The sequence below is a fragment of the Amycolatopsis nivea genome (assembly GCF_004522235.1).
In the GTDB taxonomy this organism is placed as follows: domain Bacteria; phylum Actinomycetota; class Actinomycetes; order Mycobacteriales; family Pseudonocardiaceae; genus Amycolatopsis; species Amycolatopsis nivea.
The window spans coordinates 1-16,629 of the sequence record NZ_SDLT01000025.1 but is presented as its reverse complement, the minus strand read 5'-3'; the positions used below and the strand labels follow the sequence as shown (position 1 = coordinate 16,629).

At 69.1% G+C, this 16,629-nt stretch carries 12 protein-coding genes; 10 read left to right on the top strand and 2 right to left on the bottom strand.

Annotated elements, in window-relative coordinates; all coding sequences use genetic code 11:
* The first annotated feature begins 19 nt into the window (after nt 1-19).
* The 7 genes from EIZ44_RS26560 to EIZ44_RS26530 are packed head-to-tail and all read left to right on the top strand — an operon-like array spanning nt 20 to nt 7,315.
* Nucleotides 20-1,297 (top strand): aminotransferase family protein, encoded by a 1,278-nt coding sequence (locus EIZ44_RS26560; RefSeq protein WP_134731863.1) that lies wholly within the window; start codon nt 20-22, stop codon nt 1,295-1,297.
* A gap of 11 nt (nt 1,298-1,308) precedes the next feature.
* Nucleotides 1,309-2,349, top strand: a complete 1,041-nt coding sequence (locus EIZ44_RS26555; protein WP_134666660.1) for an extracellular solute-binding protein — start codon at nt 1,309-1,311, stop codon at nt 2,347-2,349.
* The gene (locus EIZ44_RS26550) at nt 2,346-3,227 is read left to right on the top strand and encodes an ABC transporter permease (protein WP_037819849.1); all 882 of its coding nucleotides are present in this window, start codon (nt 2,346-2,348) and stop codon (nt 3,225-3,227) included. The genes EIZ44_RS26555 and EIZ44_RS26550 overlap by 4 nt, the downstream gene beginning before the upstream one ends.
* Entirely contained in the window at nt 3,220-4,038 is an 819-nt protein-coding gene (locus EIZ44_RS26545) for an ABC transporter permease (RefSeq protein WP_078870794.1), read from the top strand. The genes EIZ44_RS26550 and EIZ44_RS26545 overlap by 8 nt, the downstream gene beginning before the upstream one ends.
* Nucleotides 4,035-5,060 (top strand): ABC transporter ATP-binding protein, encoded by a 1,026-nt coding sequence (locus EIZ44_RS26540; RefSeq protein WP_037819680.1) that lies wholly within the window; start codon nt 4,035-4,037, stop codon nt 5,058-5,060. Before EIZ44_RS26545 ends, EIZ44_RS26540 begins: the two co-directional genes overlap by 4 nt.
* Complete coding sequence (locus tag EIZ44_RS26535; RefSeq protein ID WP_134731861.1) at nt 5,057-6,679, top strand: amidohydrolase; 1,623 nt, start codon at nt 5,057-5,059, stop codon at nt 6,677-6,679. Before EIZ44_RS26540 ends, EIZ44_RS26535 begins: the two co-directional genes overlap by 4 nt.
* A gap of 6 nt (nt 6,680-6,685) precedes the next feature.
* The gene (locus tag EIZ44_RS26530; RefSeq protein WP_051729765.1) at nt 6,686-7,315 is read left to right on the top strand and encodes a flavin reductase family protein; all 630 of its coding nucleotides are present in this window, start codon (nt 6,686-6,688) and stop codon (nt 7,313-7,315) included.
* Here the strand turns inward: EIZ44_RS26530 and EIZ44_RS26525 are convergent.
* Complete coding sequence (locus EIZ44_RS26525; protein WP_037819675.1) at nt 7,291-7,704, bottom strand: hypothetical protein; 414 nt, start codon at nt 7,702-7,704, stop codon at nt 7,291-7,293. The genes EIZ44_RS26530 and EIZ44_RS26525 overlap by 25 nt on opposite strands.
* A gap of 88 nt (nt 7,705-7,792) precedes the next feature.
* On the opposite strand from EIZ44_RS26525, the gene EIZ44_RS26520 reads away from it, so the two are divergent.
* Entirely contained in the window at nt 7,793-8,458 is a 666-nt protein-coding gene (locus tag EIZ44_RS26520; protein WP_134731859.1) for a DNA alkylation repair protein, read from the top strand.
* A gap of 27 nt (nt 8,459-8,485) precedes the next feature.
* On the opposite strand, the gene EIZ44_RS26515 is transcribed toward EIZ44_RS26520, so the two are convergent.
* Nucleotides 8,486-9,175, bottom strand: coding sequence for a hypothetical protein (locus tag EIZ44_RS26515; protein ID WP_134731857.1), 690 nt, complete (start codon nt 9,173-9,175; stop codon nt 8,486-8,488).
* A 761-nt stretch (nt 9,176-9,936) separates the two neighbouring features.
* Between EIZ44_RS26515 and EIZ44_RS26510 the strand changes: the two genes are divergently transcribed.
* Nucleotides 9,937-10,968 carry a fatty acid desaturase family protein gene (locus EIZ44_RS26510; protein ID WP_134731855.1) on the top strand — a complete coding sequence of 344 codons (1,032 nt, stop codon included), beginning with the start codon at nt 9,937-9,939 and terminating at the stop codon, nt 10,966-10,968.
* Nucleotides 10,969-11,326: 358 nt separating this feature from the next.
* Nucleotides 11,327-16,629: DUF7927 domain-containing protein (locus EIZ44_RS26505; RefSeq protein WP_240691424.1), on the top strand; the 5,303-nt coding region annotated here is incomplete at its 3' end.

Below are 16,629 nucleotides of genomic sequence, written 5' to 3'. Positions count from 1 at the left end.
TCCCCGAAAGGAACCCGCATTGACCACCGCTGACCTCGCCGCTGCCGACCAGCGCACCCTCATCCACCCGCACACCGTCATCGGCGACCCCGCCGAACCGCTCGTCCTCGACCGCGGCGAAGGCGCGCTGCTCTGGGACACCGAAGGCAACCAGTACATCGACGGCACCTGCGGCCTGTGGCAGTGCCCGGTCGGCCACGGCCGTGCCGAAATCGCCGACGTCGCCGCCGAGCAGATCCGCAAGCTGGAGTTCTACTCGTCCTTCGGCGACTACTCCAACGCCCCGTCGATCCGCCTCGCCGAACGCCTCCTGTCGCTCGCCCCGGCGGGTCTGGAACGCGTTTTCCTCACCAACGGCGGTTCGGAAGGCAACGAAACCGCGATCAAACTCGCCCGCCTCGCCTTCCATCACGCCGGTTCGCCCGAGCGCACGGTGGTGCTGGCGCGGCACGGCGGTTATCACGGCATGGGCGGCGCCTCGCTGGCCGCGACCGGCATCGAAGGCCTGCGCGCCGGGTACGGTCCGCTGCTGCCGGACGTCGAATGGCTCGGCAAACCGCACGGCATCGAGCACGGTCCCAACGCGACAGACATTCTGGTGGCCGAGCTGGAGAAGCGGATCGAGGAGATCGGTCCACATCGGATCGGCGCGTTCATCGGGGAACCGGTGCTCGGCGTCGGCGGGATGGTGCCGCCTCCCGAGGGCTACTGGCCGCGCGTGCAGGAAGTATTGCGGCGACACGGGATTCTGCTGATCGTGGACGAGATCGTCACCGCGTTCGGCCGCACCGGGCACTGGTTCGGCAGCGAGCACTTCGGCATCGAGCCGGACATGATCGTCACCGCGAAGGGGCTCACCAGCGGGTACATTCCGATGGGTGCGGTCCTCATTGGACGGAGGGTGCTGGAGCTCGCCGAAGGCGCGGCGTTCCTGCACGGTTTCACCTACAACGGCCACCCGGTCGGCTCCGCGGTCGCGCTGGCGAACCTCGACCTGATCGAAAAGGAGAACCTGCTCGACCGCGCCACCGTCCTCGGCGCCCGGCTGCGCGAGCGGCTCGACCCGCTCGCCGAACTGCCGCACGTGCGCGAGGTCCGCGGGGTCGGCCTGATGCTCGGCATCGAGTTCGCGGACCGGCCCACCGCACCGGTGCAGGCGGGCTGCCGCGCGGACGGCGTGGTGGTCCGCGCGTCCGGGACCAGCATCGTGCTGTCCCCGCCGCTGGTGATCACCGAGGACCAGATCGACACTTTGGCCGACGTGCTGTGCAAGCACGTCGCCGCCGCGGCGAGCTGAACGGAGGAGCCATGAGACGCCGGATACCGACGCTGTTGTCCGCCGCGCTTCTGCTCACCACCGCCGGCTGCGCGATTTCCGAGGGCGGGCCGAACTCGCTCGTGTTCGTTTCCTACGGCCAAGGCGCGTACCAGGCGGGCCAGCGCGCCGCGTGGCTCGACCCGTACGAGAAGCAGACCGGGACGACGGTCACCCTCGACGGCCCGTCGAGCAACGCCAAGCTCAAGGCGATGGTCGAGGCCGGGAAGGTGACCTGGGACGTCGTCGACACCGACGCGTCCGCTGCCGCCGCGGTGTGCGGGAGCCTGCTCGAACCCGTCGACATGGGCGCGCAGGCTTCCGGGTTCCCGGAGGGCTCGCTCACCGACTGCGGGGTGCCGGACGCGTTCTTCGGCATGATGCTGATGTACGACTCGAAGGTCTACGGCAAGCATCCGCCGACGAAACTCGCGGATTTCTTCGACCCGAAGCAGTTCCCCGGACGCCGCATCATCTACGGCGGCGACCCGAGCGTCGGCACCATCGAGGCGGCGCTGCTGGCCGACGGAGTGCCGCGGGACAAGCTGTACCCGCTCGACATGCGCCGCGCGCTGCGGATGTACGACCGGATCCGGCCGCAGCTGGCCATCAGCAGCACCTACGGCGACCAGCAGCAGCGCATGGCCGGCGGGCAGGCGGACATGGCGCTGATCGTCAGCGCGCGGGCGTTCTCGCTGCTCAAGGCCGGTGCGACGAACTGGAAAGTGGTGCCTGACATCCCAGTTCCGGTGACCTGGGATGTCCTGGTGGTGCCGAAGGGGACGGCACGCGCCGAAGAGGCGAAGAAGCTCATCCGCTTCGCCTCGCAACCGGCGCAAGCGGCGGACTTCGCCGCGCGGGCGGGCGTGGGACCGGCCAACACGGCCGCCCCCGCCGCCCGTTCGGAGATCGGCCGCCAGCTCGACATCTGGGGCGAGGGCAAGGAGGACTTGCGAGTGCTCAGCAACGTGCGCTATTGGGCGGCGAACCGGCCCGAGCTGGTCAAGGCGTGGTCGGATTGGACGACCGGATGACCGCCGTGGCGACCCGCGTCCCGGCCGTGCCGAGGGCCGGGCGCGAAAAACGGCGGACCTCGTGGCTGCTGCTCCCCGCCGCGGCGGTGGTGCTGGTGTTCTTCTTCTATCCGCTCGCCGTGATCCTGTGGCGGAGCTTCACCGAACCGTCGTTCGGGGTCGGCAATTACCTGGCGGTGCTCGGCGACGAGGTGCAGATCCGGGTGCTGCTGCGGACTTTGCGGACCGCGCTGATCATCACGGTGGCGACGCTCGTCATCGCCTATCCCTACGCGTATGCGATGACGCTCGTCGGCCGTCGCGCCCGGTCGGTGCTGACGCTGCTGGTGCTGATGCCGTTCTGGACCAGCCTGATGGCGCGCAACTTCGCCTGGTACGTGCTCGAACAGCGCGGCGGCGTCATCGACCGGATGCTGTCGGCGATCGGTATCGACGGGGTCGTGCTGCTGGGTTCGGTGGCCGGCGTGACGGTCGCGATGGTGCAGGTGATGCTGCCGTTCATGGTGCTGCCGCTGCAAAGTTCGATGCTCAGCATCGACCGCAGCCTCCTGCACGCGGCGGGCAGCCTCGGCGCGCGGCGTCCGGTCGCCTTCCTGCGGGTCTACGTGCCGCTGTCGATGCCGGGCGTGCTGGCGGGGGTGTCGGTGGTGTTCATCATGTCGCTGGGCTTCTACATCACCCCGGCGCTGCTCGGCACGCCGCAGCAGGCGCTGGTCGCCCAGGTGATCGGCACCCAGGTCAACGACCTGCTGGACTTCGCGGGCGCCGGCGCGCTCGGGACGATCCTGCTGGTCGTCACGCTCGTGGTGCTCGCCGTGCTCAGCCGCGTGGCCGCGCCGCTGGGCACCAGTGCGGCTGGAGGTGCCGACCGTGGCTGACAATCCGTCCATCAGCAGGGCCGCCGCGGTGCGGCAGCGGAGCCTCGGCTGGGGCCTGCGCGTGTGGGTCGCGCTCGTCGCGTTCATGCTCGTCGCGCCGACGCTCGTGGTGATCCCGATGAGCTTCGGCGCGGGCTCGACGTTCGAGTTCCCGCCGAAGGACTGGTCGTGGCACTGGTACGCGGAGTTCTTCACCAGCAAGCAATGGCTGGCCGCACTGGCGAATTCGGTCCAGGTCGGGGTGCTCGCCGCGGCGCTGGCGACCGTGCTCGGCGTGGCGGCCGCGCTGGCGCTCGACCGGATGCGGCGGGGGAGGGGCATCGCCCGGCAGCTGCTGATGGCTCCGATGATCCTGCCCGGCATCGTCGTGGCGGTCGCGATTTACGGCGTCTTCCTGCGCTGGCAGCTGAACGGCACGATGCTCGGTTTCGTGCTGGCGCACGCGGTGCTGGGGCTGCCGTTCGTGCTCACCTCGGTGCAGACCAGCCTCGCCGGGTACGACCCGATCATGGAGAAAGCCGCGGCGAGCCTCGGCGCGCCGCGCTGGACGACGGTGCGCAAGGTCGTGCTCCCGATCATCGCGCCGGGTGTGCTGTCCGGGTTCGTGTTCGCCTTCGCCACGTCGTTCGACGAGGTCGTGGTCGCGCTGTTCCTGCAGACGCCCGCGATCAAGACGCTGCCGGTGAAAATGTACGAATCGATCGTGCTGGAAATCGACCCGACGATCGCCGCCGCGTCGAGCCTGATCGTCGTGTTCACCACCATCCTGCTGTTCGTCCCCGCCGTTCTGCGCCGAAAAGAGCAATCATGACTGACGGAATCGCGACCGCACACGTGACGAAGGCGTACCCCGGCGTCGACCGGCCTGCCGTGGACGACGTTTCGCTGCACATCGCCGACGGCGAGTTCATGACCTTCCTCGGCCCGTCCGGTTCGGGCAAGACGACCATGCTGTCGATGATCGCCGGATTCACCCCGCTCACGTCCGGATCGATCACTGTGGACGGTCAGGAGATCTCGCGGCTCAAACCGCACCGGCGGAACCTCGGGGTGGTTTTCCAGCAATACGCGCTTTTCCCGCACATGTCGGTGGCGCGCAATGTCGCGTTTGGACTGACGCAGCGCAAGGTGCCGAAGCCGGAGATCGCACGGCGGGTGGACGACGTGCTGGAACTGGTCGGATTGTCGGCGGTGCGGGATCGGTTGCCGCGCCAGCTTTCCGGCGGCCAGCAGCAGCGCGTCGCTCTGGCGCGAGCGGTGGTATACGAACCGCGCGCGTTGCTGATGGACGAGCCTTTGGGCGCGCTGGACAAGAAGCTGCGCGATCAGTTGCAGCGGGAAATCGCGCGCATGCACCGGGAATTGGGCATGACGTTCCTCTTCGTGACGCACGACCAGCAGGAGGCGTTGACGTTGTCGGACCGGATCGCGGTGTTCAACGACGGCCGGATCGAACAGGTCGGCACCCCGGAGGAATTGTACGAGCAGCCGGAGACGTTGTTCGTCGCGCAGTTCGTCGGGGAGTCCAACGCGTTGTCGCTGACGCCAGGGGAGGTGACGATCGTGCGGCCGGAACGGTTGACCCTGCACACTTCCGCGGAACCAGTCCCGAGTGGACACCAGCGGGCGAGCGCGCAGGTGACCGACATCGTGTACGTCGGCGACCACACGCGGATTTGGCTGCGGTATTCCGACGGTGCGCGCGGGTGTGCGGTGCTGTCGGCCGGGGTCGCGCACGATCATCGGCCCGGGGACGAGGTGATCGCGGCCTGGCATCCGGAGCACCAGGCCGTGGTGCCGAGCGCCGACGTCCCGGAATTGGCGGCGGTATGACCGAGGATGTGCTGCTGCGCGGCGGAGTGGTCCGGACGTTCGATCCGGCAGTCGGGACCGTTTCCGCGGTGCTGGTGTCGGACGGCCGGATCGCCGCGGTCGGCGACGACGAGACGGTTTCCGCCGCGGCCGCGCCGGACGCGCGGGTCGTCGAACTGGCGGGCCGGACTGTCCTACCTGGACTGAACGACGCGCATTTGCACCTGGCTTTCCACGCCGCCGCCGGCCCGGAGTTCTGTGTGGACCTTTCGGCCGCGCCGGATCTTTCCGCGGTAGCCCGTGCGTTCGCGGGTGCGCCGCCGGGGGAGTGGATCGTCGGTCGCGGTTGGCGGGAAACGACGATCGCCGAATTCGCTGACGGCCGAGCGGTGCCGACCCGAGCCTGGCTCGACAGCGTGACTGGCTCGCAACCGACGGTGCTGCACCACGCGTCGTCCCACGAGGTGTGGGCGAACAGCTCGGCGCTCGCGCGGGCCGGGATCACCGCGGCGACACCGGATCCGGAAGCTGGGGAGATCGTGCGTGACGCCGCCGGCGAGCCGACCGGGGTGCTCGTGGAAAGCGCGCAGGAACTGGTCGCTTCGCTGGTGCCGAAGCCGAGCCGGTCCGTCCGGCTGGATTCGATCGTGCGCAGCATGGAACGGTTGAACGGCCTCGGGATGACGAGCGTGACCGATCCGATCGTCCCGCCGGACCTGTGGCAGGACTACCGGGACCTGCACGCCGCCGGCCGGCTGCGGATGCGGATCACCGCGCTGCTGCACTGGAACTGGCCGTCGCCGACGACGTCCGCCGCCTCGCTGGCGGAACTGCTGGACGAGACGGATTTCTCGGTCGGCGACGATCTGCTGCGGATCGGCGGCATCAAACTGTTCGCCGACGGCGTGCCGACGCACTGCACCGCGTGGATGCACTCGGCGTACCCATCCGGCGGGCACGGCAGCCTGGTGACCTTCGGCCCCGACGACGACGCGCGCGTGCGTGAGCTGCACGAACTGATCCTGGCCGCCCATGTCCGGCGGGTGCGCGTGCAAGTCCACGTGACCGGGGACCGGGCCGCGGACGCGGTAGTCGACGCGATCGAGGCGGCCCAGGCCGTCGACCCCTGGCCGGAAGCGCGGCACGCGCTGATCCACGGCACCTTCTTGTCCACCGCCGTGCTCTTCCGCCTGGCGCGGTCCGGAATCGGGGTCATCACCAGTTCGCTGATGCGGACCTACAGCGGCCCGTCCATGGTCCGCGTGCTGGGCGAGGAGCGGTGGGCCGACGCCTTCCCCGCGCGAGCCCTGCTGGACCACGGCGTGGCGGTCGCCGACAGCTCGGACGCCCCGGTGACCGTGCCGGACTGGCGCCGCGGCGTCGCGACCTTCACCGGCCTGCCCGGCCCGAACGCCTTCTCCACGGTGGCCAACCCGCTCACCAGGGAGGAAGCGCTGCGCCTGTGGACCACCGGCCCGGCGTGGCTGGAACACGCGGAGTCCGTCAAGGGAACCCTCCGTGTCGGTTCCCTCGCCGACCTGGCGGTGTTCGCCCACGATCCGGTCACCGCTGCGGGTCCGGAGTTGCTCAGCGTACGGTCGGAACTGACCATGCTCGGGGGACGGGTAGTGACGGAGTGAGGTTTCGTGTACAGCAGCAACACCGACGCCGACCGCGGCGCTTTCGTGTGGATGGTGAAGAACGCCGTCGTCCCGCGGCCGATCGCGTGGGTGAGCACAGTGGACGGCGCGGGGGTGCGGAACCTCGCGCCGTTCAGCTACTTCGCGCCGCTGACCATGGACCCGCCGACGGTGCTGTTCTCGATTTCGGAAGCGCCGAAAGACACTTTGGCCAATATCGAGGCACAGGGCGAGTTCGCGATCACGATCGCGCTGAGCGGCCAGGAGGAATTGGTCGCGCGCACCGCGTCCACAGTGGACTCTTCAGTGGACGAGGCGGAGCACGTGGGTCTGTCGTGGACGCCCGGGGTGCGGATCGCCGCGCCGCATCCCGCCGGGGCGGGCCCGAGCCTGGAATGCACGCTGGTGAAGATCGAGGAGTTCCGGGGCTCGCACCTGGTCTTCGGCGAGGTGGTCGGAGTCGCGGTGGACGACCGCCTGCTGCGCCCGGACGGCCGGCTGGACCAGGACGTGTACCACCCGGTGGGCCGCATGGGCGGCGCGACGTTCACCCGAGTGAACAACTGGGTGCGGGTGCCGATCCCCGCTCCGGAGGAGTTCCTGGCCGCGGGTCAGCATTCCGATGCGGGCAGCTGACCCTGCTGGCAGGCCCATTCGCGCTGGATTTCGCCGGACGTCTCCGGACGGCCGGGACCGCCGGGGTCGAGGTAGCCCTGGTATTCCTTGCAGCGCGGGTTGAACTTGCCCGCGTTGACCGCCCGCTGGCCGCAACCTGGGCCGGTCGAGGGATCGCGTCGTTTGGCTTGTGACGTGCTGGTCTTGGGCGTGCCGGTCGGCTTGGCCGAAGTCGAGGCAGCCGGTGGCGACGGGACCGGGATCGTTGTCGTGGACGGGGCGGGTTCGGGAGCGGACTGGCTCGCCAGCGGTGGGCCTGCGACGGCGTGCTGGGCAGGCGGGTTCTCAGTGCACCCGGCCAGCACCAAGGCCAGCGCGATGGCGGCGACGGCGAGGCGGGTCCGGGTCATGCCAGAAAGACGTTCCCCGCTCCGTGCGCGTTACCTCGCCCCCTTTCGCGTAGCCTCGGTCCTGTCCACGTCTGAGCAGGGAGGTCCCGTGGCCGAAGCAACCCTCGCCGAGGTCCTCGACCGGCTCGCGGAGCTGCACGATCCCAAAATCCGGGCCGTCAACGAGAACCACGGCGACGACCACAGCGTCAACCTCACCAAACTCCGCGCCCTCGCGAAGGAACTCAAAGCCCAACCCGACCTGGCTCGCGAACTCTGGCAGACCGGTGACACCAACGCCCGTCTCCTCGCGCTCCTCGTCGCTCGCCCGAAGCAGTTCGACCGCGACGACCTCGACGCGATGCTGCGCGAGGCGGGCACCCCCAAGGTCCACGACTGGCTTCTCGCGAACATCGTCAAGAAGAGCCGTCACGCCGAGGACCTCCGTACCGCCTGGCTCGAAGATCCCGACCCGGTGGTCGCGAGCGCGGGCTGGGCACTCACCGTGGACCGCGTCGCCAAGAAGCCCGACGGGCTCGACCTCGACCGGCTCCTCGACGTCATCGAAGCCGAGATGAAAACCGCCCCGGCGCGGTTGCAGTGGGCGATGAACCACTGCCTCGCCCAGATCGGCATCGAGAACCCCGGCCTGCGCGCCCGCGCGATCGGCATCGGGGAGCGGCTGGGAGTGCTCAAGGACTATCCGACCCCGCCGAACTGCACCTCGCCGTACGCGCCGGTGTGGATCGCGGAGATGGTCAAGCGGCAGGCCTGACGGAAACACCAGCTGAACCGCACGAAGTCAGGCCTCGGCGAGCTCGATGAAGCTCGTCCAATCCGGATCGGACAACCCGAGCTGAGCACCGGCTTCGGCGAGGGCGGAAGCCGCGGAATCGAGGAACCACGAGGCGGTCAGCACCATCTTCGCCGCAGCGGCGGGATCGCGGCGGACGCCCTCGGGAGTGAGGTCCTGCGCCCTGAGCGCGTGGACGGCGGAGTCGAGCAGCCGGGCGACGAGGCTGTACGCGTTGGCCGCTTCGGTGGTGCGAGTCAGCGCCCGGAACCGCGGGCGAGCGGCTTCGACGAGGTCGGGGACCAGCAGGGAGCGCAGCCGCGGCCATTCCGCCGCCATGTGCTCGCCCAGCCAGCCGGAAAGCCGCTGATAGCGCACGGCGGCCTGCTCGAAGCGGGACCGCAGCGAGGTGATTTCCGCCGGTTCGGACTCGCCTTCCATGAAGAGGATTCCGGTCGTCGCGACCACCGCCGGGTCGTTGAGATCGACGCAGCCGACGGCACCGTGCGCGGGGTCGAGCCGATCGGGTGCCGGACTGTCCGACCACCGGGCGGCCAGCAGTTTCAAGGCGTTGGAATCGCGCCGCCAGGCCGCCGACTCCTCGAGCTTGAGCACCGAGTGGTACCGCTCGTGCTCGCGGTGGTCGCGCGCCACCCGCACGTATCCGGCCAGTTCCGCCGGCGACGGTCCGTCGCTCATGGTCGATGCCCCTTCGCCTGGTCCACCCGAGAGCAAATGTTACACACTCTCTAGATTTAGGGTGAACCTAATTTGGCGGCGAGGGGGTCAGCGACGACGGCTCCGCGGGAAGGCCGGTTCGGTCCGGTCGCCCGGCGGGGTAGCGGGTTGGCGGAAAAGGCCGCCGTACCGGTCCTCCTGTGGGCGGACGAGGGCGCCGGGGCGCGGGCTTTCGTCGACGGGGTGGCTGAAAAGCGGAGAGCTGACTGGTGCGGTGATGGGTTTACCTTTCGGGGCAAGACGGACCGCGACGGGCCAAGAGGAACCGGGCGGATGGGCCACGTCGCACCACCGCCGTCCGGGAAGGGCGCCACTGGCTGATGCCGCGGGTGCGACCGAAGCGAGGGCAGCTCGGCGGCTGACAGGCCGCGAGGGTGGCGGTGGTGTGCCGTGGGCCCGACGACATGACGTGCGTTCGCCCTGGCCGCGATCGGCCCGGACTGTCGGCGCACAAGATGTTCTCGGACACTGCTGACGGTACACCCTCGGCGGCCCGGTGCGCGCCGCCGCGTGCCCGGAACGGGGGATCCGGCAGTGGGCGGAGTCTCGCGGGCACGTCAGAATCCCTTGGTGGGCAAGGAATTACGAGTCTTGGAATGGTCTTGCCATCCGGATAAGGGATTTCTCCGGGTGTAGGCTCGACGGCAGGACCCCGGTCGCGGGCCTCCACTTCTGTCGAACCACTGCGGTCGTCCGGCACGCCACCCGATGCGGAGCGGAAAATGGACAGACCGGCAGACGGCCCGGCACACGGCAGCGAGTACGCGGAGCTCTCCGCACTGGTGAAAGAAGCGGGTTTGTTCCGCCGCCGCCCGGTGCACTATCTCGTCCGCGCCGCGGCGGCGTTGCTGGCGTTCGGCGGGGCGTGGACGCTGCTCGCGCTCGGCGCAGCGAGCTGGTGGCAACTCGGCACGGCGGCACTGCTGGCCGTCGCCTACACCCAGCTCTCGTTCCTCGGCCACGACGCCGGGCACAAGCAGATCTTCCGGACCCGCCGCGCGAACGACGCCGCCGGAACGGCGCTGGCCGCGCTGGTCGGGCTGAGCTACGGCTGGTGGGTCGCCAAGCACACCCGGCACCACGCGAACCCGAACCTCGAGGAAGCCGACCCGGACATCGACATTCCTGCCCTGGCGTTCACCCGCCGGCAGGGCCGCGCGAAAGCGGGTTTCCTGCGCTGGATGGCGAAATACCAGGCTTTCCTCTTCTTTCCGTTGCTGCTGCTGGAAGGCATCGATCTGCACTGGTCCGGGATCAAGGCGGTGCGCCACGGCGGAACCCGGTCCCCTCGGCTTGACGCGACGCTGCTCGCCGTCCACCTCGCCGCGTACCTCGCGGCCGTGTTTCTCTTGCTGCCGCCGGGAATCGCCGCGGTCTTCGTCGTCGTGCACCACGCCGCGTGGGGTGTCTACATGGGATGCTCGTTCGCGCCGAACCACAAGGCGATGCCGCACCTGGAACCCGGGCACCGGCTGGATTTCCTCCGCCGCCAGGTGCTGACGTCGCACAACGTCCGCGGCGGCCGCTGGGCGACCTACGCGCTGGGCGGGCTGAACTACCAGATCGAGCACCATCTCTTCCCGAGCATCCCGATGGCGACCCTGCACCGGGCGCAGCCGCTGGTGCGGGACTTCTGCGCCGCCCGGGGGATCAGCTATAGCCAAGGCGGCCTGTTCCGCACCTATGCGGACGTCCTGGCCCATCTGCACCAGGTCGGGGCCCCGCTGCGAACCGCTGCGGAACCGGGCCGCTAGGAGCACGGTCTCGAACGCCGGGCCGATTCCGGCGGATTTCCGCGCGAACAATCCCCGAAGGCTGCCCGGCGCGGCTGTCGGATCCGACACATTTTCGCGTCGCGGTTCCGGCGCGAATCCGGGCCCGAATGGCAACACCCCCTCAGGGCGTCGCGGATAGCGCGCGGAATCGGAGGCTAGCCGGGGCTTTTTCACGTTCGCACCCCTGCTGACCTGCCCGGGTTCCCCCTATGTGGTGATTCTGGGCCCGCTGCCTCCCCGTCGCGGGGGAGAGCGCGGTACGAATTCTCCTGCCAGGTGTCGATGAACGCGGGTAAGCAGCTCGACAATTCCGTCCTTTGCCGTGGGAGCTTTCGTGATGGCCCGTCGTTCCGGATTCATGCGCTCCCGCGGGGAGCGCGCCGCCGCGGCTCTCGCCGTGGTCTTCGCCCTGAGCCTCGCGAGCGCCGCGCCCGCGATGGGCGCCACCCTGCCGCCCAGCACCAGCACGGCGAGCCCGTCCGCGGCTCCGGCTTCGGCGCAGGAGAGCCCGGCTCCGTCCAGCCCGGCTTCCCCCGCGCCGACCAGCACCACCCCGGCCACTCCGGCCACCTCGGCACCGCCCGCCGCACCGCAGCCGAGGGCGGTCGAGCCGAGAGGTCTGGGCACGCCGCGCAAAATCGGCCCCGACCCGGCGTTCTCGACGGTCGCCCACGGCGCGATCACGATGGCCTCGAACTCGGTCGTCAGCTGCGGCACCGTGCCCACGTCCTGCGGGGAGACCGCGAACAACTCCACCTACGGCTACTGGGTCAAAAGCGACTCGGCCGCCCCGGGCAACACCGCATCGAGCGCGAACCTGACCATCCCGCCCGGCGCCACCGTCCTCTCCGCCCGGCTGTACTGGCAGGTCAACCCGATCTCGTCGAACGCCGACTCCGGCGACGCCTCCCGCGCGAACCAGGTCGCGTTCAAAGCCCCGGGTTCCGCGACCTACCAGCGGCTGACCGCCGACACCTACGACTGGTTCGACGCGCTCGGCAGCGGATCCCCGCAGATCACCGCGCACGCGGGCGTCAAGGACGTCACCGGCCTGGTCAAACAGGCAGGCGGCGGCTCCTACACCGTCGCCGACCTCCAAGCCTGCCGCGGCAACTCGGCCAACTCCGCGAGCAACCTCGGCTGCTGGGGCGGCTGGTCGCTGGTCGTGGCGTACGAACTGGACACCGATCCGCTGCGCTACCTGCAGATCTGGGACGGCTTCGACGTGGTCCGCGGCGGGGCCAGCCCCACCTCCACCACCATCGACCTGAACGGCATCCGGAGCCCGGGCGACCACGCCCCGTCGGCCACCATGGGCGTGGTCGTCGGCGACGGCGACGCCAACATCTCCGGCGACTACCTCGAATTCGGCCGCGACGCCGCGTCGCTGCAGCGGCTGACGCTGCCCGCGCCCGGCGGCACCAGCACGAACAACGCGTTCAGCAGCCGGATCGACCGCGTCGCCACGAACGGTACCGGCAGCAATGTCACCGACCGCACGCCGAATCCGGCCAACAACTTCGGCTACGACGCGCGCACGGTCGACGTCACCGGCAAACTGCCCGCCGGCTCGGACCGGGCCCAGCTGAAGGTCGGGACCACCGGCGACGCGCTGTACCCGCAGACCGTCTGGCTGATGACCGAGGCCAACGAGCCCAACCTGCAGATCGTCAAGTCCAACGACCCCGAGGGCAACGTCCAGGAACGCCCGCCGGGCTGGGTCGGGCAGGGCGGCGAGATCTCCTACGGGCTCGACATCGCCAACCGGAACCCGGACGGCAGCACCACGAACCTGGACACCGCGACCGGCGTGGTCGTCACCGACACCCTGCCCGCCGGAGTGTCCTATGTGGCCGGTTCGGACCCGCGATGCACGGCGTCCGGTCAGGTCGTCACCTGCCAGCTGCCGGACCTCGCCCCAGGACAGAGCACGCACCTCGGGTTCCGCGTCACCGTTTCGCCGACCGTCGCCCCCGGCACCCGCCTCGACAACACCGCGTCGGTGGCCTTCCAGGGCAAGCAGACCGGCCGCGAACAGACGCGGACGAGCAACACCGTCCGCAACGTGGTCGCGGCGCCGGAGTACACGCTGGCGAAGGTCGTGGACAAGGCGACCGCGCTGCCCGGCGACCAGCTGACCTACACCGTCACGCTGGCCAACACCGGCCCCATCGCGGTGCCGCCCACCACTGTCACCGACACGCTCCCGCCCGGCACGACCTTCGTCAGCGCGGACACCACGAGCGGCACCGTCACCGGGACCGGTCCGTTGCAATGGCACGCCGCGGCGATCCCTCCGGGCAGCCAGGTCACGTTGACCGTGCACGTCCGGATCGACGACGCGACCATCGGCGCCACGCTGATCAACCGCGCGAAAGTGACCGAGGGCCCGCCGCCGACCGTCCCGCCGGACCGCCAGTGCAAGGACGACGCCACCGCTTCTTGTGCGGAGACGGTGGTGCCCGGCACGAAAATCGAGATCGCCAAGACCGCAGACAAGGCGTCGGCGAACCCCGGCGACACCGTGACTTATACCGTGGTCGTGCGCAACACCGGCCAGGTCTCCGCGCGCGGCGCGACGTTCACCGACGACCTGTCGAAGGTCCTCGACGACGCCGTCTACAACAACGACGCCGCTCCCGCCGCGCAAACCTCTTACACCGCACCGAAACTGACCTGGATCGGCGACCTCCCGGTAGGCGGTTCGGCGACGATCACCTACAGCGTCACCGTGAAGAATCCCGTGACCGGCGACCACAAGCTGGTCAACACAGTCACGTCGACCACGCCAGGCAGCAACTGCGCGGCCGGGTCCACTGATCCTCGGTGCGGCACCACGACGCCGGTCTCCGGAATCCGGATCAGCAAGACCGCCGATCCCGCCAGCGCCAAGCCCGGCGACACCGTGAAGTACACCGTGACGGTCGCGAACACCGGCCAGACTCCATTGTCCGGTGCGACTTTCACGGACGATCTGTCCAAAGTGCTGGATGACGCTTCGTACGTCGGTGATGCGTCGGCTTCTTCCGGTTCGGTGAGTTATGCGGCACCGCTGCTGACGTGGACCGGCGATCTGCCCGTCGGCGGGACCGCGACGGTGACGTACTCGGTGAAGGTCAACAACCCCGACACTGGCGATCACAAGCTGGTCAACGCCGTTACGTCCACGACGCCGGGCAACAACTGCGTCGCGGGTTCGACCGATCCGGCGTGCTCGACGACGACTCCGGTGTCCGGAATGCGGATCGAGAAGAAGGCCGACAAGCAGTCCGCGAATCCCGGCGACCAGGTGACCTACACCGTCGTCGTGGCGAACACCGGCCAGACTCCGTTGCCAGGCGCGATTTTCACGGACGATCTGTCCAAAGTGCTCGATGACGCCTCTTATGCCGGCGATGCCTCGGCTTCGGTGGGTTCGATGTCTTACGCCGCGCCTAAGCTGACCTGGACGGGAGACCTCGCGGTCGGCGCTTCGGCGACGATCACCTACAGCGTCACCGTGAAGAATCCTGTTGCAGGCGATCATAAACTGATCAACGCGATCACCTCCACGACCCCCGGCAACAACTGTGCCGCGGGTTCGACAGACCGGGCGTGTTCGACCACGACGCCGGTGTCCGGGATCGAGTTCGCCAAGACCGTCGACAAGACCAGCGCGAACCCCGGCGACAAGGTCACGTACACGGTGACCGTCCGGAACACCGGCCAAACCCCGTTGTCCGGAGCGACTTTCACCGACGACTTGTCGCAGGTGCTGGACGACGCCGACTACAACAACGACGCCGCCCCAGCCGCGCAAACCTCCTACGCCGCGCCCAGGCTGACCTGGACGGGCGACCTCCCGGTGGGCGGTTCGGCGACGGTGACCTACAGCGTTACCGTGAAGAATCCTGTTACCGGCGACCATAAACTGATAAACACGATCACCTCCGCCACGCCGGGCAGCAACTGCGCCGCCGGTTCCGCCGATCCCCGGTGCGGCACCACGACACCGGTGTCGGGAATGCGGATCGCCAAGTCCGCCGACCGCGACCAGGTCGTGCCCGGCGCCAAGGTGACCTACACGATCACTGTCACCAACACCGGCCAAACCCCGTTGCCCGGCGCGACTTTCACCGACGACCTGTCCCAGGTGCTGGACGACGCCGACTACAACAACGATGCCATTCCGGCCGCGCAGGTCTCTTACACCGCACCGAAACTGACGTGGACCGGCGACCTGCCCATCGGCGGTTCCGCGACGGTGAAGTACAGCGTCACGGTCAAGAACCCGGATCCGGGGGACAAGAAGCTGCACAACGTCGTCACGTCCTCGACCCCCGGCACCAACTGCCCGCCGGGTTCCACCGATCCGTCGTGCTCGACCACGACGCCGGGCAAGGAGCTGACGGTCGCCAAGACTGTCGACAAGCAGACCGCGAACCCGGGCGACAAGGTCACCTACACCGTCAAGGTGACCAACACCGGCCAGGTCCCGATGCCGGACGCGAGCTTCACCGACGACCTGTCGCAGGTGCTGGACGACGCCTCCTACAACGACGACGCGTCTTCCTCGGTGGGCTCGACCGCCTACACGGCGCCGCGGCTGACGTGGACGGGCAACCTGCCGGTCGGTGCCTCCGCGACAGTGACCTACAGCGTCACCGTGAAGAATCCTGTTACCGGCGACCACCAGCTGCGCAACACGGTCAGCACGCCCGTGCCAGGCAACTGCGAGCCCGGCTCGACGGACCCGAAGTGCTCGACCCTGACGCCGCTGCCGGGGATGACGATCGAGAAGAAGGTCGACAAGCAGTCCGCGAACCCCGGGGACAAGGTCACGTACACGGTCACCGTGACGAACACCGGCAAGACTCCGCTGCCCGGCGCGACCTTCACCGACGACCTGTCGAAGGTCCTCGACGACGCCGCCTACAACGGTGACGCCGCTTCGTCCGCCGGTTCCGTGTCGTATGCCGCGCCGCGCTTGACCTGGACCGGCGACCTGCCGATCGGCGCCTCGGCGACGGTCACCTATAGCGTCACCGTGAACAACCCCGTCAAGGGTGATTTCAAGCTGGCCAACGTGGTCACGTCGGACACTCCGGGCGGGAACTGCCCGCCGGGGTCGACGGACCCGCGCTGCGGCACCGAGACGCCGGTGTCCGGCATCGCGATCAGCAAGGTCGCGGACAAGCCGTCGGCGAACCCGGGGGACAAGGTCACCTACACCGTGACTGTCACGAACACCGGCCAGACACCGTTGTCCGGCGCGACCTTCACGGACGACCTGTCGAAGGTCCTCGACGACGCTGCCTATGACGGCGACGCGGCCGCTTCTGTCGGTGTGGCCACCTATGCTGCTCCTCGATTGACATGGACTGGCGATCTTCCGGTGGGCGCTTCGGCGACGGTGACCTACAGCGTGACTGTGGCGAAGCCGGTCAAGGGCGACCACCGGCTGGCGAACGTGGTCACGTCCGACACGCCGGGCTCGAACTGCCTGCCGGGCTCCACGGACCCGCGCTGCGGGACGACGACGCCGGTGTCTGGGTTGGACATTTCGAAGGTCGTGGACAAGAAGGAGGTGAAGCCAGGGGACAAGGTCACTTACACGGTCACGGTGAAGAACACCGGCCAGACGCCCTTGCCCGGCGCGAC

What these genes read in the sequence shown, in the direction of transcription:
- EIZ44_RS26510 (WP_134731855.1), top strand. Translation starts at nt 9,937, where the DNA reads ATGGACAGACCGGCAGACGGCCCGGCACACGGCAGCGAGTACGCGGAG.
- EIZ44_RS26540 (WP_037819680.1), top strand. Translation starts at nt 4,035, where the DNA reads ATGACTGACGGAATCGCGACCGCACACGTGACGAAGGCGTACCCCGGC.
- EIZ44_RS26550 (WP_037819849.1), top strand. Translation starts at nt 2,346, where the DNA reads ATGACCGCCGTGGCGACCCGCGTCCCGGCCGTGCCGAGGGCCGGGCGC.
- EIZ44_RS26555 (WP_134666660.1), top strand. Translation starts at nt 1,309, where the DNA reads ATGAGACGCCGGATACCGACGCTGTTGTCCGCCGCGCTTCTGCTCACC.
- EIZ44_RS26515 (WP_134731857.1), bottom strand. Translation starts at nt 9,175, where the DNA reads ATGAGCGACGGACCGTCGCCGGCGGAACTGGCCGGATACGTGCGGGTG.
- EIZ44_RS26535 (WP_134731861.1), top strand. Translation starts at nt 5,057, where the DNA reads ATGACCGAGGATGTGCTGCTGCGCGGCGGAGTGGTCCGGACGTTCGAT.
- EIZ44_RS26525 (WP_037819675.1), bottom strand. Translation starts at nt 7,704, where the DNA reads ATGACCCGGACCCGCCTCGCCGTCGCCGCCATCGCGCTGGCCTTGGTG.